General features: G+C 42.7%; 18 protein-coding genes and 3 pseudogenes. 15 read left to right on the top strand and 6 right to left on the bottom strand.

Features of this window, described 5'->3' with window-relative positions; all coding sequences use genetic code 11:
- The first annotated feature begins 127 nt into the window (after positions 1-127).
- Together pruA and M5V91_RS20490 are read left to right on the top strand one after the other, a co-directional pair.
- Positions 128-1,675 (top strand): L-glutamate gamma-semialdehyde dehydrogenase, encoded by a 1,548-nt coding sequence (pruA, locus tag M5V91_RS20495; protein WP_064328209.1) that lies wholly within the window; start codon positions 128-130, stop codon positions 1,673-1,675.
- A 115-nt stretch (positions 1,676-1,790) separates the two neighbouring features.
- Positions 1,791-2,342 carry a cysteine hydrolase family protein gene (locus M5V91_RS20490; RefSeq protein ID WP_026041579.1) on the top strand — a complete coding sequence of 184 codons (552 nt, stop codon included), beginning with the start codon at positions 1,791-1,793 and terminating at the stop codon, positions 2,340-2,342.
- 124 nt (positions 2,343-2,466) lie between these two features.
- Here M5V91_RS20490 and putP read toward each other — a convergent pair whose 3' ends face one another.
- Positions 2,467-3,936, bottom strand: a complete 1,470-nt coding sequence (gene putP, locus M5V91_RS20485) for a sodium/proline symporter PutP (RefSeq protein ID WP_009335966.1) — start codon at positions 3,934-3,936, stop codon at positions 2,467-2,469.
- A gap of 634 nt (positions 3,937-4,570) precedes the next feature.
- Here putP and aceA point away from each other — a divergent pair.
- Positions 4,571-5,860, top strand: coding sequence for an isocitrate lyase (aceA, locus tag M5V91_RS20480; RefSeq protein ID WP_251175368.1), 1,290 nt, complete (start codon positions 4,571-4,573; stop codon positions 5,858-5,860).
- A gap of 205 nt (positions 5,861-6,065) precedes the next feature.
- Positions 6,066-6,527 carry a YueI family protein gene (locus M5V91_RS20475; RefSeq protein WP_284521475.1) on the top strand — a complete coding sequence of 154 codons (462 nt, stop codon included), beginning with the start codon at positions 6,066-6,068 and terminating at the stop codon, positions 6,525-6,527.
- Positions 6,528-6,584: 57 nt separating this feature from the next.
- Here the strand turns inward: M5V91_RS20475 and M5V91_RS20470 are convergent, their stop codons facing one another.
- Positions 6,585-6,971 (bottom strand): cupin domain-containing protein, encoded by a 387-nt coding sequence (locus tag M5V91_RS20470; protein WP_009335963.1) that lies wholly within the window; start codon positions 6,969-6,971, stop codon positions 6,585-6,587.
- A gap of 223 nt (positions 6,972-7,194) precedes the next feature.
- Between M5V91_RS20470 and gatC the strand changes: the two genes are divergently transcribed.
- The 9 genes and pseudogenes from gatC (at position 7,195) to M5V91_RS20425 (ending at position 15,108) form a co-directional block, all read left to right on the top strand.
- Positions 7,195-7,485 (top strand): Asp-tRNA(Asn)/Glu-tRNA(Gln) amidotransferase subunit GatC, encoded by a 291-nt coding sequence (gatC, locus tag M5V91_RS20465; RefSeq protein ID WP_009335962.1) that lies wholly within the window; start codon positions 7,195-7,197, stop codon positions 7,483-7,485.
- A 13-nt stretch (positions 7,486-7,498) separates the two neighbouring features.
- On the top strand, positions 7,499-8,956 hold the full coding sequence (gene gatA / locus M5V91_RS20460) for an Asp-tRNA(Asn)/Glu-tRNA(Gln) amidotransferase subunit GatA (protein WP_251175373.1): 1,458 nt from the start codon (positions 7,499-7,501) through the stop codon (positions 8,954-8,956).
- 10 nt (positions 8,957-8,966) lie between these two features.
- Positions 8,967-10,393, top strand: a pseudogene (gene gatB / locus M5V91_RS20455) (Asp-tRNA(Asn)/Glu-tRNA(Gln) amidotransferase subunit GatB).
- A 165-nt stretch (positions 10,394-10,558) separates the two neighbouring features.
- Positions 10,559-11,611 carry a LytTR family transcriptional regulator DNA-binding domain-containing protein gene (locus M5V91_RS20450; protein WP_251175367.1) on the top strand — a complete coding sequence of 351 codons (1,053 nt, stop codon included), beginning with the start codon at positions 10,559-10,561 and terminating at the stop codon, positions 11,609-11,611.
- Between the two features lie 127 nt (positions 11,612-11,738).
- Positions 11,739-12,587 carry an ABC transporter ATP-binding protein gene (locus tag M5V91_RS20445; RefSeq protein ID WP_009335958.1) on the top strand — a complete coding sequence of 283 codons (849 nt, stop codon included), beginning with the start codon at positions 11,739-11,741 and terminating at the stop codon, positions 12,585-12,587.
- Complete coding sequence (locus M5V91_RS20440; RefSeq protein WP_284521474.1) at positions 12,584-12,820, top strand: hypothetical protein; 237 nt, start codon at positions 12,584-12,586, stop codon at positions 12,818-12,820. The genes M5V91_RS20445 and M5V91_RS20440 overlap by 4 nt, the downstream gene beginning before the upstream one ends.
- Positions 12,821-12,828: 8 nt before the next feature.
- Complete coding sequence (locus M5V91_RS20435) at positions 12,829-13,290, top strand: ABC transporter permease (RefSeq protein WP_284521473.1); 462 nt, start codon at positions 12,829-12,831, stop codon at positions 13,288-13,290.
- 171 nt (positions 13,291-13,461) lie between these two features.
- Entirely contained in the window at positions 13,462-14,022 is a 561-nt protein-coding gene (locus tag M5V91_RS20430; RefSeq protein WP_009335956.1) for a thioredoxin family protein, read from the top strand.
- A 19-nt stretch (positions 14,023-14,041) separates the two neighbouring features.
- Positions 14,042-15,108, top strand: a pseudogene (locus M5V91_RS20425) (NAD(P)H-dependent flavin oxidoreductase).
- Positions 15,109-15,139: 31 nt separating this feature from the next.
- Here the strand turns inward: M5V91_RS20425 and M5V91_RS20420 are convergent.
- Entirely contained in the window at positions 15,140-16,072 is a 933-nt protein-coding gene (locus tag M5V91_RS20420) for a manganese-dependent inorganic pyrophosphatase (RefSeq protein ID WP_251175365.1), read from the bottom strand.
- A gap of 167 nt (positions 16,073-16,239) precedes the next feature.
- Here M5V91_RS20420 and M5V91_RS20415 point away from each other — a divergent pair, with 167 nt between their 5' ends.
- The gene (locus M5V91_RS20415) at positions 16,240-17,052 is read left to right on the top strand and encodes a metallophosphoesterase family protein (RefSeq protein ID WP_284521472.1); all 813 of its coding nucleotides are present in this window, start codon (positions 16,240-16,242) and stop codon (positions 17,050-17,052) included.
- Between the two features lie 116 nt (positions 17,053-17,168).
- Here the strand turns inward: M5V91_RS20415 and M5V91_RS20410 are convergent.
- From M5V91_RS20410 to plsY, 3 genes and pseudogenes are all read right to left on the bottom strand, one after another.
- Positions 17,169-18,193: pseudogene (locus M5V91_RS20410) on the bottom strand (STAS domain-containing protein).
- Positions 18,194-18,302: 109 nt separating this feature from the next.
- Entirely contained in the window at positions 18,303-18,962 is a 660-nt protein-coding gene (locus M5V91_RS20405; protein WP_019380112.1) for a DUF421 domain-containing protein, read from the bottom strand.
- Positions 18,963-19,066: 104 nt separating this feature from the next.
- A complete protein-coding gene (plsY, locus tag M5V91_RS20400) occupies positions 19,067-19,693 on the bottom strand; it encodes a glycerol-3-phosphate 1-O-acyltransferase PlsY (RefSeq protein ID WP_009335950.1) in 627 nt (208 codons plus the stop codon).
- A 396-nt stretch (positions 19,694-20,089) separates the two neighbouring features.
- On the opposite strand from plsY, the gene M5V91_RS20395 reads away from it, so the two are divergent.
- Entirely contained in the window at positions 20,090-20,449 is a 360-nt protein-coding gene (locus M5V91_RS20395) for a hypothetical protein (RefSeq protein WP_251175364.1), read from the top strand.
- The last annotated feature ends 33 nt before the right edge of the window (positions 20,450-20,482 follow it).

The raw sequence follows: 20,482 nt of genomic DNA, 5'->3' as shown, positions 1-20,482 counted from the left end.
GTGTTAATATAGTGTTTGGATGAAAACGTTTTAAGAGAATAGCAGACCTTTCTCCAGCATGTTTTTAAAACGGGGCGGGGCGCTACTATCTGGCGTTTGATATTTGTACACACAGGAGGCGGTAAAAATGGTACAACCTTATAAGCATGAGCCATTCACGAATTTTAAAGAAGAAGAAAATCGTGAAGCATATTTAAAGGGTTTACAAACTGTAGAAAGCTATTTGGGCCAGGATTATGATCTTTTAATTGGCGGAGAGCGCATTTCTACTGAAGATAAAATTGTATCAATCAATCCTTCTAATAAAGAAGAAGTAGTTGGCCGTGTTTCAAAGGCAAACCGCGAGCTTGCGGAAAAAGCAATGCAGGCTGCTGTTGAAGCATTCAAAACATGGAGAAAAGTGAAGCCGGAAACACGCGCAGATGTTTTATTCAAAGCTGCTGCGATCATCCGCCGCCGTAAGCATGAGTTTTCTGCCCTTTTAACAAAGGAAGCAGGGAAGCCTTGGAACGAGGCAGATGCTGATACTGCGGAAGCCATTGACTTCCTTGAGTACTATGCACGCCAAATCTTAAAAATCAAAGACGGTGTTCCAGTCAACAGCCGTCCGAACGAATATAACCGTTATGACTACATTCCATTGGGAGTGGGCATCATCATCTCTCCTTGGAACTTCCCGCTTGCAATCATGGCCGGCACTACTGTTGCCGCGATCGTGGCAGGAAATACAGTTCTATTAAAACCAGCTTCTACAACACCGGTTGTGGCTGCGAAATTTGTTGAAGTGATGGAAGAGGCAGGCCTTCCGAAGGGCGTGCTGAACTTCGTGCCGGGCAGCGGTGCAGAAGTGGGCGACTATTTGGTTGACCATAAAGACACTCGCTTCATCTCCTTCACGGGTTCACGCGACGTTGGTCTTCGCATCAACGAGCGTGCTTCCAAGCTAAACGAAGGCCAAATCTGGCTAAAGCGTGTGATCGCTGAAATGGGCGGTAAGGACACAATCGTTGTGGACAAAGAAGCAGACCTTGAATTGGCAGCTACTTCAATCGTTGCCTCTGCTTTCGGATTCTCCGGCCAGAAGTGCTCTGCATGTTCACGTGCGGTTGTAGTAGAAGATGTATACGATCAGGTTCTTAACCGTGTGGTGGAACTGACTAACGAATTAACGCAGGGCAATCCTGAAGACCAGAGCAATTACATGGGTCCAGTGATTGACCAGGGCGCATTTGATAAAATTATGAGCTACATCGAAATCGGCAAAGAAGAAGGCAAGCTGATGACTGGCGGAGAAGGAGACAGCTCGAAAGGCTTCTTCATCAAGCCGACAGTATTCGCAGACCTTGCCCCGGATGCACGCTTAATGCAGGAAGAGATCTTTGGACCTGTCGTTGGCTTCACAAAGGCAAAAGATTTCGATCATGCGCTTGAAATCGCCAACAACACCGAGTACGGCTTAACAGGTGCTGTGATCACACAGAACCGTGAGCACATCCAAAAAGCGCGCGAAGACTTCCATGTTGGAAACTTATACTTCAACCGCGGCTGTACAGGCGCGATTGTTGGATACCAGCCATTCGGCGGATTCAACATGTCAGGAACTGACTCCAAGGCGGGCGGCCCTGACTACATTCTTCTGCATATGCAGGCGAAGACTACTTCTGAAATGTATTAATAAACCTCCGATTGGAGGCGGGAACAGCAACTTGGTTGCTGTTCCTTTTTTATTGGATATTCAGGACTTTGAAGTATATGATGAAAATAAGCCTATAGATTGGAGTGATGCGAAAATGCCAAACAAAGCTTTGATTAATATCGATTACACAAATGATTTTGTAGCGGAAGGCGGTGCCCTGACATGCGGTAAGCCTGGACAGCTGCTGGAAAAGAAGATCGCGGACCTTACAGGAGAGTTTATCGCGAGTGGGCATTTCACTGTTTTTGCTATTGATGTTCATGATGAAGGAGACATCCATCACCCAGAAACAAAATTATTTCCGCCGCATAATATCAGGAACACGGAGGGAAGAAATCTGTACGGTTTATTGCAGCAGATTTATGAAACAAACAAAGACGCTGAAAATGTTTATTTCATGGACAAAACAAGATATTCTGCATTTGCAGGAACCGATCTCGAGATAAAACTGAGGGAACGCGGTGTTGAGGAGGTGCACCTGGTCGGTGTATGCACAGACATTTGCGTGCTTCATACAGCAGTCGATGCTTATAATAAAGGGTTTAAAATAGTGATTTATAAAGATGCTGTTGCTTCATTTGATCAGGAGGGTCATCAGTGGGCCTTAAGGCATTTTGCAAATACGCTTGGAGCAGAAGTAATTTAATGATTCCTGCTTTGTAATTAAGCCGGCAACACAAAATATTGATTCCCGGCTCAAGCCTGTAATTGTATGGATGAACGACAGACATACAAAAAACCCTCTCCACAAAGGAAGAGGGTTGCTGCAATTAATTTTTAAGGACAGACTTATATTGATTGTACTGCTCCTGAACTTCCTTTGAAGGTGCTTTATCCAGAAGGCTGACGATGATAATCGCTAGACCTGCAAATAGGAAGCCGGGCGCCAATTCATACAAATCAAACAGTCCGCCGGTAAGCTGTGCCCAAACAATTACTGTTACGGCACCAACAATAATGCCGGCAAGGGCGCCATTCCGTGTCATGCGCTTCCAGAACAGGCTCAGGATGATAACTGGCCCGAAGGCTGCACCAAATCCGGCCCAAGCATAACTGACAAGTTCCAACACCTTGCTTTCTGGGTTATACCCTAAGAAGATGGCAATAATGGCAATGCCCAGTACAGCAATTCTGCCAACAATCATTTCTTCCTTTTTGGAAGCATTTCTTCTAAAGATGGATTTATAAAAATCCTGCGCCAGTGCACTTGAAGAAACGAGCAATTGAGAGTCAACTGTGCTCATGATTGCTGAGAGAATGGCTGCTAATAAGAATCCAGCTACCCATGGATTAAATAGTACCTGTGAAAACATGATGAATACTGTTTCAGAATTGGCAAGCGGTGCATCTGCAAAATAGGCGATGCCGGCAAACCCTACAAACAGAGCTCCAAATAACGAAAGAACCATCCACGTCATACCGATCAAGCGGGCTTTTGGAACGTCGTTTGTTGATTTTAATCCCATAAAGCGGACAAGGATATGCGGCTGTCCAAAGTAGCCAAGCCCCCATGCCAGCAGGGAAACTACGCCAACAAAAGTGGCTCCTGAAGCAACATCTAAATGTGTTGGATCTATCGCGCTGATCTGATCTAGTGTTTCATTCCAACCGCCAAGCTCCTGAATCGCTGTAATCGGAATGATAATCAAGGCTAAGAACATTAAGATGCCTTGAATAAAGTCTGTCCAGCTGGCTGCAAGGAAGCCGCCAAATAATGTGTATGACAAAATGACAGCAGCTCCGACCCAAAGAGCGAGTGTATAATCCATCCCGAATGAATTTTCTAATAGAATGGCACCGCCGACCAGGCTGGAAGAAGTATAGAAAGTGAAAAAGACTAATATGACGATTGCAGAAACTACCCGCAGCAATTTTGAAGTATCATGGAACCGGTTTTCAAAATACCCGGGAACTGTAATCGAATCGTTGGCTACTTCTGTGTAGACACGCAGTGGCTTAGCAACAAACTGCCAATTCAGATAGGCACCGGCTGCCAGACCGATAGGAAGCCATATTTCACCCATACCGCCTAAGTAAACAGCTCCAGGCAATCCCAGCATTAACCATCCGCTCATATCAGAAGCTCCGGCACTCAAGGCTGCAACTCCAGCTCCAAGCCCTCGTCCGCCTAAAACATAATCAGATAAATCTTTAGTCATTCTGGCTGCAAGCACGCCAATCAGCAGCATGCCGACCAGATAAACAATAATGGCAATTAAAGTTGGTATATTTATATCCATACTTATTTATCCTCTCCTTTCAACAAAATATGAGATGCCTGATAGTACGATCAATAATGGCATTGGAATAAGAAGCCAAAGCCACGTCGCCATAGTGAAATCCATATGTTCACCCCCATTTTTCTATTTATGTCCCCATTAAAACATACGTGGAAAAGTTCCTTTTATACAGTAACATGCAGTTTTGTGTTTGTGGAAAAATCGGTTTGGGGAATGGTCCACTTTGAAAAGACGTTTATTATCATAACATAATAAAGGTTGAGGGACAAAAAACCTTGTAAGCTATAAAGATAAGAATGTATAAAAATACGTTATTTCGCATTAATTTGCTGTTATATCACATATATCAACATATCTATTCATCTAAATTTATAAAATTAAGTTGGCGAAAAGAGCTATTTTATTGGATAGATTAGAGAATTAGCGGTAAATTTTGAAAATTTTTTTAAAAAAGGGTTCCCATTAAGAAATCTCTGTTATATAATACAAAACATAGATTATCAATTGTTTTATAACAACTTAGACTTATATCATAACAGCTAATAATTTAATACCTGTTGTGATACAGAAATGCAGTGCAACTGGGATTTTGCTCAAATGATGATTTTCTAAATTAAAAGGAGGATTTAATCAAATGGCAGATGAAAGAGTGCGTCAGTTACAGGAAAGCTGGGAAATGGATGAACGCTGGAATGGAGTAGAAAGACCGTATACGGCTGAGGAAGTCATTAAATTAAGAGGGTCAATTGATATTGAACATACATTAGCGCGCCGTGGTGCAGAGAAGCTGTGGAAGCTTGTGAATGAAGAAGACTTCGTCAATGCATTAGGGGCGTTAACGGGAAACCAGGCTGTCCAGCAGGTTAAGGCAGGGCTGAAGGCCATATACTTAAGCGGCTGGCAGGTTGCTGCAGATGCGAATCTGTCCGGAAATATGTACCCGGACCAAAGTCTATATCCGGCCAACAGTGTTCCGAGTGTTGTAAAACGAATTAATCAGGCCCTTCAGCGAGCTGACCAGATTCATCATATGGAAGGGGATCATTCCATTGACTGGTTCGCTCCGATTGTAGCAGATGCGGAAGCAGGATTCGGCGGCCAGCTTAATGTATTTGAACTTATGAAAGGCATGATTGAATCGGGTGCCGGCGGAGTACACTTTGAGGACCAGCTATCTTCTGAGAAGAAATGCGGCCACCTTGGCGGAAAGGTTTTACTGCCTACCCAGACTGCTGTTAAGAATTTAATTTCTGCAAGATTGGCAGCGGATGTTATGGGCGTGCCGACTGTCATTGTCGCACGGACTGATGCCAACGCTGCAGACTTAATAACCAGCGATGTGGACCCTTGTGATTCACCTTTCATTACTGGGGAACGCACACCTGAAGGTTTCTTCCGTACAAAGGCAGGTCTTGACCAAGCGATCGCTCGGGGATTGGCGTATGCTCCTTATGCAGACCTGGTATGGTGTGAAACATCAGAACCGGATCTTGATGAAGCGAGACGCTTTGCTGAAGCAATCCATGAAAAATTCCCTGGCAAGCTGTTAGCGTATAATTGCTCTCCTTCATTCAATTGGAAGAAAAAGCTCGATGACGAAACGATTGCAAAATTCCAGGTTGAGCTCGGCAAAATGGGCTATAAGTTCCAGTTTGTTACTTTGGCAGGATTCCATGCGCTAAACCATAGCATGTTTGAACTGGCTCGCGGCTATAAAGACCGCGGAATGGCAGCGTACTCTGAACTGCAGCAGGCCGAGTTTGCCAGCGAAACACATGGCTACACGGCGACAAGACATCAGCGTGAAGTGGGTACCGGCTATTTTGACCAGGTTTCCATGGTCATTACTGGAGGAACATCCTCGACAACTGCTTTGAAAGGATCCACTGAGGAAGAACAATTTACTGAAAAGCAGGAAGCTTAAATTCTACCCGTATGTAAACTTGATTTCTTACCTGCATATTCTCCTATTTTGAACCTCTCTTCCTGGAAGGGGGTATTTTTTTGCTTAAGGGGCAAGCACAGTACATGCTGCAAAAACATACATATTATATAGGCGAAATTTGAAATAGGACGTAATACTGAATACAATGGAAGCATTGAGTCATATAAGGATGGAGGATGTACAATTGGCTGAAAATATAGATGATTATCTTCAACAGGGGATTCATGGACAAAAGCAGACCAAGCCTGATGAACGCCGCAAGTTTCTTGGCTCGCTTCGGGAGAGGGTGGTCATTGCCTTGAAGCAGCCGCAGATAAGGGAAGATGGAATCTATCCGCAGGTGGAAGAGGCCCTTAAAGCCAACAGCAAGGCTCATCTTTATCTAAATGGGAATATGAGCTACTCCTATTTATCAAAATATATAAAGCTTGCCTCAACCTATAAGGTCGAATATACAATCGTCACCAATAAAGATCATAATTCAGAGATCGGGCTGGTTCTAGCCTATGACTATGCGATTGATAAACCGGAAATTTTCGTGGAGAGGAAAACGGTCAAAGCAGAAGCAAAAAAGAAAAAAGGGCGGCCTATTTGCCAAACTATTCAAGCGGAAATGAGCAGCGTCTTCAGCGCTGCTCTATTTTGAGAGGAAAGCACCACAATACCGGCCGAAATACGGGATTTACCGGCCAAAATTCAGCACTTACCGGCCCATGCGAGGTGTTCCGCTATCTATTCGAAGGCCCTTCAGGTACAGATGGGGATCCAAATCAGGACCTTCAATCACAATTGCAGTCATGCCAAGGTAAGAGCCTGATTCATGTTCCTCACCTTCAGACCAATAAACAGCGGTTCCTTTTTGGACTGCAATTTGCTCACCGCCAGCAGTTTTAACCCATCCTTCGCCGTCAACGATGAGAAATAGCTGGGGACAAGCTGCCGGATGCATGCCTAAAACACTATTATCCTTCAGGTGGATACACCCAACTGTAGCTGTTTTGTTTCGGATAATCGGGGTGATGCTGGCATTGTGGCTGCTGAATTGGGCAATTTCCCTGCTGACATCCAAATCAAATCGGAAAAATTCCATAATCGCACCTCCTGTATTTATTACCGCAACCCCCATTTATTCGGTTTCGCTTTTCATTTATCCTCTAAAAAGAGAAGCAAACACACAATTCACTGAACTCATGGTAAAATAAGCAGAAGATTGCTAAGCCAGCTGGCGTGCGCGTATTGCTTTAACGCGCGAAAGTTTGGTATGATCATAATAATTGTGCATTGACAGTATTCAATTTTTGGAGGTGGCATTAATGTCGAGAATTTCAATAGATCAGGTTAAGCATGTTGCACACCTGGCGCGACTTGCAATGACTGAGGAAGAAGCTGTTGCATACACCGAACAGCTGGACAAGATGATTTCATTTGCCGAACTGCTGAATGAGCTTGATACAGACCATGTTGAACCAACATCCCATGTTCTTGATATGAAGAATGTATTGAGAGAAGATAAGGCAAATAAGGGGCTTCCACAGGAAGAAGTTCTGAAAAATGCGCCGGAACATCAGGATGGCTATATAAAAGTGCCGTCTATTATTGAATAGGGAGGGGAAAATGGTGAGTTTATTTGACCATAAGGTATCGGAACTTCATCAGCTTTTACATAAGAAAGAAATCACGGTTACCGACCTTGTCAGCGAATCGTACAAGCGAATCGGTGAAGTTGAAGATAAAGTACAGGCTTTCTTGACGCTTGATGAAGAAAAAGCCCGTGAAGCAGCTAAAAGAATGGATGGGAAAATTGGAACAGACGAGGCAAAAGGCCTTTTGTTCGGTATGCCAATCGGCGTGAAGGATAACATCGTAACGAAGGGGCTGCGCACCACCAGTGCGAGTAAAATCCTTGAAAACTTTGATCCGATTTATGATGCGACTGCTGCATCCAAATTACATAATGCTGAAACCATTACAATCGGTAAACTGAATATGGATGAATTTGCAATGGGATCATCCAATGAAAACTCAGGCTTTCAAGTAACCCGGAATCCATGGAATCTAGAAAGAGTTCCCGGGGGATCTTCCGGTGGTTCTGCTGCTTCTGTTGCAGCCGGTGAGGTTTTATTTTCTCTTGGATCAGACACAGGCGGCTCAATCAGACAGCCTGCTTCTTATTGCGGAGTTGTTGGGTTAAAGCCTACATATGGAAGAGTATCAAGATTCGGACTGATCGCGTTTGCCTCATCTCTGGACCAAATCGGGCCAATTACACGGACAGTTGAAGATAACGCATATCTGCTTCAGGCAATTTCAGGTGTGGATCCTATGGATTCTACTTCAGCAAATGTTGAGGTCCCAAGCTATGCGGAAAGCTTGACTGGGGATGTAAAGGGGCTGAGAATTGCCGTACCGAAAGAGTATTTGGCTGAAGGTGTGAATGAAGAGGTGCGCCAGTCAGTACTGGACGCCCTGAAAGTGTTAGAAAAACTTGGGGCAACATGGGAGGAAGTTTCCCTGCCGCATTCGAAATATGCACTGGCAACGTATTATCTGCTGTCCTCCTCTGAGGCATCGGCAAATCTGGCGCGCTTTGATGGCGTACGCTATGGCTATAGAACAGCAAATCCTGAGAATTTAATCGATTTATACAAAAAGACCCGTGCAGAAGGCTTTGGTGATGAAGTGAAACGCCGCATCATGCTTGGTACATTCGCCTTAAGTTCAGGCTATTATGATGCTTACTATAAAAAGGCACAAAAGGTGCGTACACTGATTAAACAAGACTTTGAAAATGTTTTTGAAAAATATGATGTCATTATTGGACCGACAGCACCAACTCCTGCCTTTAAGATTGGTGAAAATACATCTGATCCGCTGACAATGTACGCAAATGATATTCTGACAATTCCAGTAAACCTTGCCGGCGTACCTGGAATCAGCGTACCTTGCGGATTCGCGGATGGATTGCCGCTTGGCCTCCAGATTATCGGAAAGCATTTTGATGAAAGCACTGTTTACCGTGTAGCGCATGCTTTTGAGCAGGCTACAGAATTCCATAAGCAAAAACCGGGACTGTAAGGGGGGAATCATGAAATACGAAACGGTTATTGGACTTGAAGTACACGTTGAGCTAAAAACAGATTCAAAAATATTCTCGGCAAGCCCAAACCATTTTGGGGCAGAGCCTAACTCCAACACAACGGTCGTCGATCTTGGCTACCCTGGAGTGCTTCCTGTCATAAATAAAAAGGCAGTTGAATTCGGAATGAAAGCTGCGATGGCACTGAATTGTGAAATTGCACCTGTCACCAAATTTGACCGGAAGAATTATTTTTACCCGGATAACCCAAAAGCCTACCAGATTTCGCAATTCGATAAGCCAATTGGAGAGCATGGCTGGATTGAGATCGAAGTCGACGGCTATAAGAAAAAATCGGCATTACGCGAATCCATCTTGAAGAAGATGCAGGAAAACTCTCTCATGCTAAAGGATATTCTCTTGTAGACTATAACCGCCAGGGTACCCCGCTGATTGAGATTGTGTCTGAGCCGGATATCCGCACGCCAAATGAAGCATACGCATATCTCGAGAAGTTAAAGTCCATCATCCAGTATACAGGCGTTTCTGACTGTAAAATGGAGGAGGGTTCACTTCGCTGTGATGCGAATATCTCCCTTCGTCCTGTGGGCCAGGAGGAATTTGGCACAAAGACAGAGCTTAAGAACCTGAACTCCTTTAACTTTGTCCGCAAAGGACTGGAGTATGAGGAGAAACGACAGGAAGAGATTTTAAGTTCAGGCGGTACAATCCAGCAGGAAACATTGCGCTATGATGAAGCAACCAATACAACCATTCTAATGAGGGTAAAAGAGGGTTCGGATGATTATCGTTATTTCCCTGAGCCTGATTTGCTTGATATCCATATTGATGAAGAGTGGAAAGAGCGCATTCGTGCTGAGATCCCTGAGCTTCCGGACCAAAGAAAGAACCGCTATATTGAAGAACTTGGGCTTCCTGCTTATGATGCAGCTGTCCTGACAGTCACGAAAGAAACATCCGATTTCTTTGAAGCGGCTGTCCAAGCAGGAGCTGACGCAAAGCAGGCTTCCAACTGGGTGATGGGTGAACTGTCAGCATACCTGAATGCTGAACAAAAAGAGCTGACAGATATAGCTCTGACACCAGAGGGACTTGCCGGCATGATTAAACTGATAGAAAATGGCACCATCTCTTCCAAAATTGCCAAAACCGTTTTCAAAGAACTGGTTGAAAATGGCGGAGATCCGGAAACAATCGTAAAAGAAAAAGGCCTGGTTCAGATTTCGGACGAAGGTGCACTTCTTAAGATTATCGGAGAAACGCTTGATGCGAATCCGCAATCGATTGAGGATTTCAAAAATGGAAAACAAAAAGCGATCGGCTTCCTTGTCGGCCAAATCATGAAAGCCACAAAAGGACAGGCCAACCCGCCGCTTGTCAACAAATTATTGCAGCAGGAAATTCAGAAAAGATAGCTATTTATCGGGGTATGAAATCATTCGGTTTCATGCCCCTTTTTTGTTTGAAGAAAACGGTCTTTCGACAAATACCCCTATTATTTCCCAGGAAAAGCTATATTTTACATGTCCTTCAGCGTTATAATTACAGGTATGAAATCTAAAAAAACCAGGTGATTAGAAATGGCCATTTTAAAAATAACAAATTTAGAAGAGCATGATGAGCATACAGTTGTATTTCCTCCATTTAGTCTGGAGATCTCTGCGGGCGAGGCCGCAGCAGTTCATACAAATACAAATGTAAAGAACGTATTATTGAGTATGTTCATGGGGACAATGCCGATTTCCAATGGAGAAATAAGGGTTAATGAAATTAGTGCGGCGATAGACAAACGCAAATTCTTGACGGGCATTGGAATCTTCTCTTTAAATGACGGTCTATATGAAAGATTAACGGCGAAGGAAAACTTCTCTTTTTATAAGAACCTATATGGATCGGAAATATCAATAGAAGAAGGGCTGCGTGCTGTTCAGCTGGATGCAGAGCGAAATCAGCAGGTTAGAAAGTTATCCTATTCACAAAAAAGACGAGTCCATTTTGGCCGTATGCTTTTTCAGAACCCTGCATTGTTTATTTTTGAAGAGCCAGACCAAAATATTGATTTGGAAACAAAGCGTGTCTTCATAAAATTGATAAGGAAACTTAATCAAAATGGGAAAGGTGTTTTAATACTAACTGGTAATTTGGAGAGTGCGCTTGCAGTGACCAACAAGGTTTATAGGCTTGGTGAAACCGGTCTGCTGGAGCTTGACGTTTTACAGGATGAACCGGATACAGCGGCGCAGGAACAGCATGCCGGTCTGCTGAGTGAAGAAACGCCAGCGGTACAGCCTGTTTGCTTCGAAAAAGTCCCTACAAAAGTGAACGATAAAATCGTATTATTCGACCCGCCTGAAATTGATTACATTGAAAGCAACGATGGCCAATCCAATATTTTTATTAAAGGTGAAGTGTATCCAAGTGTATTTACTCTGGCAGAGCTGGAAAGAAAACTGCACCCCTATGGCTTCTTCAGATGCCACCGCTCTTATATTGTTAATCTGCAGAAGGTCCGGGAGGTCGTGACGTGGACAAGGAATAGTTTTACACTGGTGCTCAATGATGCTTCTAAATCATCAATCCCTTTATCAAAAGGGAAAATGGCGGAGTTAAAAGAAATGCTGGGGTTAAAGTAAGCTCCATTCCACTTCTGTATTGCTCCATTCAGCCTCTGTATTGCTCTTTTTATCTGGAATATAATGTGGGGTTTTCTTTATGAATTAAGATGAATGCATAAGAAAACAAACCGCATGGAGGATGAAAATGGAGAATATCATTGAAGTCAAATCATTGGCCAAATACTTTTCAGATCAGCCAGCACTGGAAAATGTATCATTTAATGTAAAAAAGGGAGAGACTTTCGGGTTTTTAGGGCCAAGCGGATCCGGCAAAACAACTACCATAAAAATTCTAACCGCTCAATTAGCCCAGACAGATGGGGAGGCTTTAGTATTTGGGGTAAATGCTTCCAATCTGAAGAAAGAAGAATACCGTAAGAAAATCGGAATCCTGACTGATAATAGCGGTTTATACAGCCGTTTAACAATTTATGATAATTTAAAGCTGTACTGTGATCTTTATGATGTACCGGATAAGAGGATTGATGAAGTTCTGGGCATGGTCAATTTAATAGATGATAAAAAGAAGGCTGTTTCTAAACTATCAAAAGGGATGACTCAGCGTGTGACACTGGCACGGGCATTCTTGCATCAACCTGAGCTGCTGTTTCTTGATGAACCGACTTCAGCACTTGATCCAGTAAATACAAAACATATTTATAAAGGCTTAAAAGACTTAAAAGAAAAAGGAACCACGATCTTTTTGACCACACACGATATGAATGAGGCTGAAACGCTATGTGACCGCGTTGCGTTCTTAAATAATGGGGCTATTCAATTGCTGGATTCACCTAAAGCGCTTCGCCGAAAATTTGCCGATCATACATTGACTGTTGAGCTGACCGATGGGAGCAAAGTAATTGTCGATAAAGGACCGGGCGGAGCACAAACTGTGTATGATTACATGTCTGGAAATAAAATTGTTTCCATCTATTCGAACGAACCGACTTTAGGGGATATTTTTGTAGAAGTAACAGGGAGGAAATTAGCATGACTTTTTCAATGAAACGATCTATGGCCATCTTATATAAGGATTATAAAGATGTTTCGAAAAATTTATATGTTTCTACTACCGTCTTCCTGCCCCTTGTTATGGCCGCGATTTATGGACGCATGGGTATTGAGGCAATCGATGCACATTATATGGTCATCAATATGATTTTTAGTTTAGTAGCAGCCTATGTGCAGTGCTCACTAATTGCAGAGGAAAAAGAAAAAATACATTAAGGGGACTTATGCTGTCTCCTGCAAGTACCCTGGAGATATTATTCGGGAAAAGTTTATTGAGCTTTATTAGCACCATTGCCGTTATCATTATAGCTGCATTTTTAACTGGTTATAATCCTGATAATGTAATAATAGTTGGTATGGCTATTATTCTGTCTGCTGTCTTTTATATTGGAATTGGCACATTGCTTGGATTGTTGACAAAATCCGTAATGGAAGCATCGGTTGTTATTTTGCCCATTATGATGATTTTTTCCTTTGGCTCGTTCTTGACCCCTTTTATAGAAAAATATCCAGTTTTAATATTTATTGAGTACTTGCCAAATCTGCAGCTCATTGACTTGGCTAATCAGGTTGAAGCGGGGGCTGGCCTATCGGATGTATGGTCCCATCTGGCGGCAATAATTGTATGGACTGCTGCTGTGTTTGCTCTAGTGGCCGCCGTATACAAAAAACGAATGATGGATTGATGACAAGGCCGGCCGCTTTTCGCCGGCCTTCGTTTTTTGCCGACAGCCTCTTTGTCTAATTTCCCAGGAAAAGATGTTTTTCTGCAAAATTCGCCAGCAGTAATCAGAAGGAATGCTGGGGAGCCATACAGAATTAGTAATTAGTCATTTAGAAAAAAGGAGTGTTGATTAATGGAATTACTGGATTGGTTCCAAAAAGGGCTGAGTCTGCATGAATACATAGGGGGAATGAAAGTAAATAAAGATGAAATGATGGGCATTTACGATCGTTTTTCTTTATCAGATAAAGAGAAAGCAAGATTGGCAGAATTTAAGGACACTGGCATGAAAGTGATTGTACTCACTGAAGATTGGTGCGGAGATGCGATGCTGAATAATCCGATTCTGCTGAAAATCGCAGAGGAAGCAGGGATGGAAGTCCGTTTTATTTTAAGGGATCAGAATCTTGAGCTCATGGATCAATATTTGACTAACGGAACATCCAGAGCAATACCCATTTATATTTTTATAGATGAGGCGGGGAAGGAAAAAGCTGTTTGGGGACCTCGTGCCAAACAGGTTCAGGAAATGGTTGATGATGGAAGAAGTAAGCTCCCCGCACAGAATGCGGAAGACTTTAAGGACAAACAAATGAGCATGTACAGTAGACTAACTGCTTCCTATCAGGAGGATTCTAAGATCTGGCAATTTGTTGCTGATAGTATAGTAGATGCTATTGTTTCGGGGAAATAAAGGCGGAAGGATGTTTTAAATGGGCTGGAACCAGAATTCCATAACAGCGATGCTGGATATAAAATACCCTATTTTCCAGGCTCCTATGGCTGGAGGGATGACAACGCCGCAATTAATCAGCGGGGTATCCAATAGTGGAGGACTTGGAAATATGGGCGCAGGCTATATGAGTTCAGATGAAATAAGGAACGATATAAAACGGATTCGGAATCTGACAGATAAGCCATTTGGCGTTAATCTCTTTGTTCCGGATAGTGAGGCTTCGGCGGATGCAGAGGAAATCAGCAGCATGGAGGATGTACTCGCCGGATACAGCAGTGAGCTTGGTATGAAGGAAAAACCTTCTCTGCCAGAAAAGAATTATGCTGCTTTATACAGAAAACAGCTTGATGTTTTGATGGAGGAACAGGTGCCTGTTTGCAGCTTTACATTTGGCATTCCTGAATCTGCCATTATTTCTGAATTAAAGAAACAGGGTACGATTATTATTGGAACCGCAACCAATGTAAAAGAAGCAGTGGAATGGGAAGAGGCTGGCGCAGATGTGATTATTGCTCAGGGGGTTGAAGCCGGGGGCACCGTGGAACTTTCGGCAGCGAAGAAAGCGGGCTTATTGGTTCCATGGCTCTAATACCACAGGTAGCAGATGCGGTCAGTTGTCCCGTGGCTGCTGCAGGGGGAATAATGGATTCCCGCGGCATTGCTGCTGCTATGATGCTTGGCGCAGCAGGAGTCCAGCTGGGAACTGCTTTTCTTACATGCAGGGAAAGCGGAGCTCACTCACTGTACAAACATGCACTATTAAATGCAAGGGAAGATCAGACAGCTGTGACGAAAGCATTTTCCGGAAAGCTTGCAAGAGGAATTCGCAACAGGTTCATGGAAGAGATGAAAGGTCAGCAGACATTGCCTTATCCATTACAGAATGATATGACAGCCCCTATCCGAAAACAGGCAGCCAAGCTGGAGCAGCCGGAGTTTATGTCATTATGGGCCGGACAGGGAGTGACACTGGCTGAAGAAGTAACAGTGAAGGAACTAATGATAAAACTTGTTATGGGGACAGAAACTTTATTGGATAAGTAAAAAGCAGTGCCCAGTGCGGCACTGCTTTGTCTTATTTGGCAGCCAATACGTTAGTAAGCGGCGGTACAATCTGCTTTTTGCGTGACACAACGCCCTTTAATACGGCACTGTTGTTTTCAAGTGTTACATCATAAGCTTTTTCAACTGCTGCAGCTTCTTTGCCAAGAGAAATGGCAACTGAGTCGTTGTTAAGGATGTCAGTTAAAACAAAAACAAAAAGGTCAAGCTCTTTATTATTGATATTTTCAGTAATGGCAGCTTCCAATTCTTCCTGGCGGCTTAATACGTCATTTAGGTCCACGGCATTAACCTGTGCGATTTCTGTTTTATAGCTGCCCATTTGGAATTCCTTAGCATCAAGGGAGATTAGCTCTTTCACGCTCTTCTTGCTTAAATCTGCTCCTGCTTTAAGCATTTCCAGACCATACTCTTCAGCGTTTACTCCCGCGATTTCAGCAAGCTCGCGTGCTGCTGAAACGTCCTGATCTGTGCATGTTGGAGATTTGAACAGCAAAGAATCGGAAATGATGGCCGAAAGCATTAAACCAGCTGTTTCCTTGCTGATTTCTACACCGTTTTCCTTGTACATTTTGTTCAGAATAGTTGCTGTGCAGCCAACAGGCTCTGCGCGGTAGTAAAGCGGATCGCTTGTTTCAAAGTTCGCTATGCGGTGGTGGTCAATAACCTCAAGGATTTTCACATCTCTGATATCATCAGCACTTTGCTGGAACTCATTATGGTCTACAAGGATTACTTCGCTTGCTTCTTTGGAAACTGCCTCAACAAGACGGGGAGCTTCAGCTTTAAAATAATTTAAAGCATATTGTGTTTCCTCATTTACCTGGCCCAGGCGGATTGGCTCAGCATCAACGCCTAATTTGTTTTTTAATTCTGCATAAGCAAGTGCTGAACAGATTGAGTCAGTGTCTGGGTTTTTGTGTCCGAATACAAATACTTTTGACATAAATCCTACTCCTTCTATATGTAATGTTGGTTTTGGCATGCTGTTATTTTACCATATTTCTAATGTAATGGCGGTACAGGGAAAAATCAAATTTTGTTTTTTCAATTGTTAGAGGAAGCTTGGATGTTTTGGAGAAATTAAATAAGAATAGTAAGGGGGAGACATACATGGGGAAAGTAGCCATAATTTCTGATATTCATGGAAATATCACAGCTCTGGAGGCGGTGCTGGACAATATCCGCGAACGCGGAATAGAGATTATTTTCTGCCTAGGTGATTTAATAGGAAAGGGGCCAAACTCCCTTAAAGCCGTTGAACGGATAAAAGAAACCTGTGAAGTGGTCCTCCTTGGAAACTGGGATGATTTCATGCAGAAGCCGCTGGACTTTGAAGAGGGCAGATGGCATCAGAGACAGCTTGGGGAAGAGGCGTTAGCCTATTTGGGAACTCTGCCATTCCATCACGATTTTTATATGAGCGGCAAATATGTCAGGCTCTACCATGCTTCCGCTAAAAGCATTTATCATCGGGTTGTACCGATGCGGGATTCTTATGAAGAAAAGCTGGCTATGTTTGAGAATACAGAAAATATTAATGCCGGAGAGGACGGGCTAATTCCGGATGTTGTCGGCTATGGTGATATTCATGCTGCTTTGATTGAACCGGTCCATCCGCATAGGACGCTTTTCAATGCAGGAAGCGTTGGGAATTCCCTGGATATTCCTCAGGCAACCTATGCAATTTTGCATGGGGAATACTTATCGAAAGAGGCTGGGCCTTTCTCAATCGAAATTGTCCGGATTCCTTATGATATTGAAAAGGAAATAAGCATTGCCAAGGATATGGGTATGCCTAATATTGAGGCCTATGCGCTTGAGCTGCGCGAAGCGAAATATAGGGGGCTCCTAAGAAAGTATAATCAAATGATAAAAAAGACTAAAATAACCTGTACGCACATTAATAAAATTATCCGCACTTAAAACAAGGCTATGAGCACATAAAAATTTTTATCCGCAGAAATTAACGATACAGATAATTTGTACACATTTAACTCAAAAAAGCTGACTTCCCAATGAGGAGTCAGCTTTTTCCGTTATTAAAAGATTTTCCTGCCTTTTTTGGACAGTGCATAATAAATACCGTGCTGCAGGTTTGTGAAGCAGTTAAATTTAGAAAGGTTAAAATTAGTTTCCGTAATCTTTGTGCCAAGTTCTGGTGAAATGCCAACCAGAATGGTTTCGGTGCCAATCAGGTTAGCTGCAGCGGCCAACTTGCTTAAGAATTCGACAGTGTAGGAGCTGATGGACTGATTTAACCCGGTTAAGTCCAGGATCAGACAATCTGCCTGGTGCTTCGGAAGACTGTGGAGAGTTTTATCCACGAGTTCTTCAGAGCGGAATTCATCGTATCTTCCCAATAGAGGGACAACAACGATTCCATCCAGGACTGGAATAACCGGTGAAGAGATTTCTTTAACAAGCTGCTTTAATTCAATCGTCCGGTCCTCCACTAATTTTTCAAGCTCGCTGATTTTTTTGATTCCTCGCGCCTTGCCAAAGCGTGTATATTTTCCTCAACAGTAACGCTTGAAGGGAAGTAATCCAGCTCTGTATAATCCTGTCCGGCCAACTGGTCAGCTGCTTTTTTATACCAAAGGCTTGTGCCAAACACAGCGGAAAAGATTCCTGCAAAATGTCCCGGCAGGAATGTTCCAGACTCGTTTTTCCCTTGTTCTTTGTTAATCTTATATTCCCAGCTGTCAATTGCTCTGACCCTGGCGGTTTTCGCAGCGGGATCTAAATCAGTGATTATGAATTTCCCCCAGCCAGCAGAAGCATATATTCTGGGTATGATATTAGCCACTTCTTCTATCGGAAGTTTTAAATCCTTGAAGAATTCCCCTACTACCATTCCCTGCCTGAAGCCGGTGGTCTCAAGTACAAGGCTGGATGTTTCTTTTCCAGAGATCTCTTCAATCGTATCGAAGAAGCTTTTCATGGCAGATTTTATCCAAAATAGGACCGCATCATCGCCTTCAAAATTAAACAGACCTTTTTCAAGGTCCCAATTAAAATCAAAACCATCAATTTTTGTTTCAAGCACTAGGCTATTTTCTGTCATACCATTACCCCCTGATATTGATATGTATAGTTAAGTAACTTTTTATTTGTCTAGTAAGTAACCAATGTTATATACCCTTAACTTCAAACCTTAAACCTATTTTAGAATATTATCTGCGTCTATTTATATTCAATTTTTTTGACTTTTCATTTACATAAGCGTACATAATATCTTTCTCATTCAAATTGTTTTGCCGCAGCTGCTCTAAAAGCCAATCTTTAGTCTGTCCCAGCAGCTCGAGATTACGCGCCTGAATCCTCCCATCCACAATAACCGCAATAGGGAGGCCCTCATCCTGAATGGAGATATTTAAATGTTCGACGGTAACAGGCGTATTGGCCACTTTCGGTATGATGCTCACTTCACCGATAGGCTCAAGAATGGCGTAATCCACATCCGCAATTTTTGGATAGCCTTTGCTTCTTAGGATAGACAGCAGCTGAGTCATGGAAAGGTGGGATTTTTCCAGATTGTCTTCCAGGATTTCACCGTTTTTAATCAGCATTGTCGGTTCCCCAAGAAAAAATCGGTTGCCAATTTGGTTTAAAGTCAAATAGGAAAAGAGAATATGAAGGCCTACAAGAATCGCCAATGCTGCTAATGTCGGCCAGTATTCTGTGCTAATAAGAGGCTCAGAGGCAACTGTACCAACAATAATGATGGCGACGAGGTCGTAAGGAGTCATCTGGATAATTGTCGACTTGCCCATCAGTCTCATAATCATGATTGTGATTAAGTAAAGACTTAATATTTTTAAGATCAAAAACATATAGAAGCTCCTTTGACTGCACTTTTATTCAAAGGATTTGCTTAATGAACGGCTTTCATGTGAGAAATAATAAAAAAAGCCCGAATGCAGGATCCGGGCTTCGATTAGGCTCGTTTTTTTTGGTCTCTTGGAGGGATGCGGTCATTTTTCAGGCGCTTATCATTGATTTTAGGCTCATTTTTATCAATGAAGTTTTTAATATTCGAACGGTGAAGGAAAATCAAAAATAATAGGAAAATAGAAAAGATAAGTTCATGTTCAGTGCCTTCGGTAAATAAGGAATAGATAAGTAAAGATGCACCCACCGATAAAGAGCCAAAAAATACATACTTCGTTCTGTAAATGACTGCGACAAAACAAATGTAGGCGATCAAAAACATCCATATATTTGCTAAAAGCAATACACCTGCCGTGGTTGCAATGGCTTTTCCTCCGCGGAATCCTGCAAAGATCGGAAAGCAGTGGCCTGCTACTGCAACCATCCCAGCCATTAACGGATCGGTCTCAGCGTTCAGGATGACAGGCAATGCTGCAGCTGCTGCTCCCTTGCCCACATCCACCAGCAGAACCACGATAGCTGCTTTTTTGCCCAGTACCCTTAGTGTGTTAGTCGCACCAGGATTATTGCTGCCATGATCACGGATGTCGATCCCAAAGGCATATTTGCCGATCAATAAGGCTGTAGGAATTGATCCTATCAGGTACGCTGCCAAGTAAATAAGAAATGTCATCGTAACCATCCTTTTTCAATCAATATATTCAATAATGGTTTAGAGTTGTCCATTATTTAAAAATATGTTCACTGCCCTCCTCTTTGAAGTCATCGCTTACAGTTTACCATATAATGGTTTTGTTCGAAGCGGGAAATTAATCATTATTTTAATATTAAGCGATGAAAAAATATGGAAATAAAAGCTTTTTAGGGGAGATTTTTATAAAAAATGTATTGAATTATTCAATTCTCTCGATTATGATTGTTTCGGCACTCAAAAAGAAAGAATGTAATCCGAATAGATATAAGGGAAGCTGATATAACCCAGGATTTATTCGATCGGCAATACCCAGCAGGATATTCTCATGCTCCTGAACGCTACGCTGTCAGGAACATTGGAAGGAGATGATTTTTCATGGATCATTTTTCATTGGAAGAATGGCGGAAATATGTGAAAAATGTGCTGTCAGAACCAGAACGTGAACTCTATGAAGATCATCTCTATATATGTGATCAATGCCTGGAAGTATACCTCGAAGCAATGGACGAGGAGGAAAATTCCCTGCCGGAAATGCCGGGGGAAGATGAATTTACCAATCTTGTTATGGCTCAAATTACAGGAGGATTTTCGGAAGAAGCGGACAAGGAACACAAAGAACTTCCCAATAAAGAATCCTGGTTTGAGCGCTGGTTTCCCATTGCATTTGCCTGCTTTATGCTGATTGGGGGATTAGTAACAATGTACCGGGATAAAAACCAAATAGATCAGGATTAACTCTTAACGGACAGTTAGGAGTTTTTTTGTGTA

This window comes from Cytobacillus pseudoceanisediminis, assembly GCF_023516215.1.
In the GTDB taxonomy this organism is placed as follows: Bacteria; Bacillota; Bacilli; order Bacillales; family Cytobacillaceae; genus Cytobacillus; species Cytobacillus pseudoceanisediminis.
The sequence above is the reverse complement of the archived record's forward strand: the minus strand, read 5'-3'. Positions and strand labels throughout refer to the sequence as shown.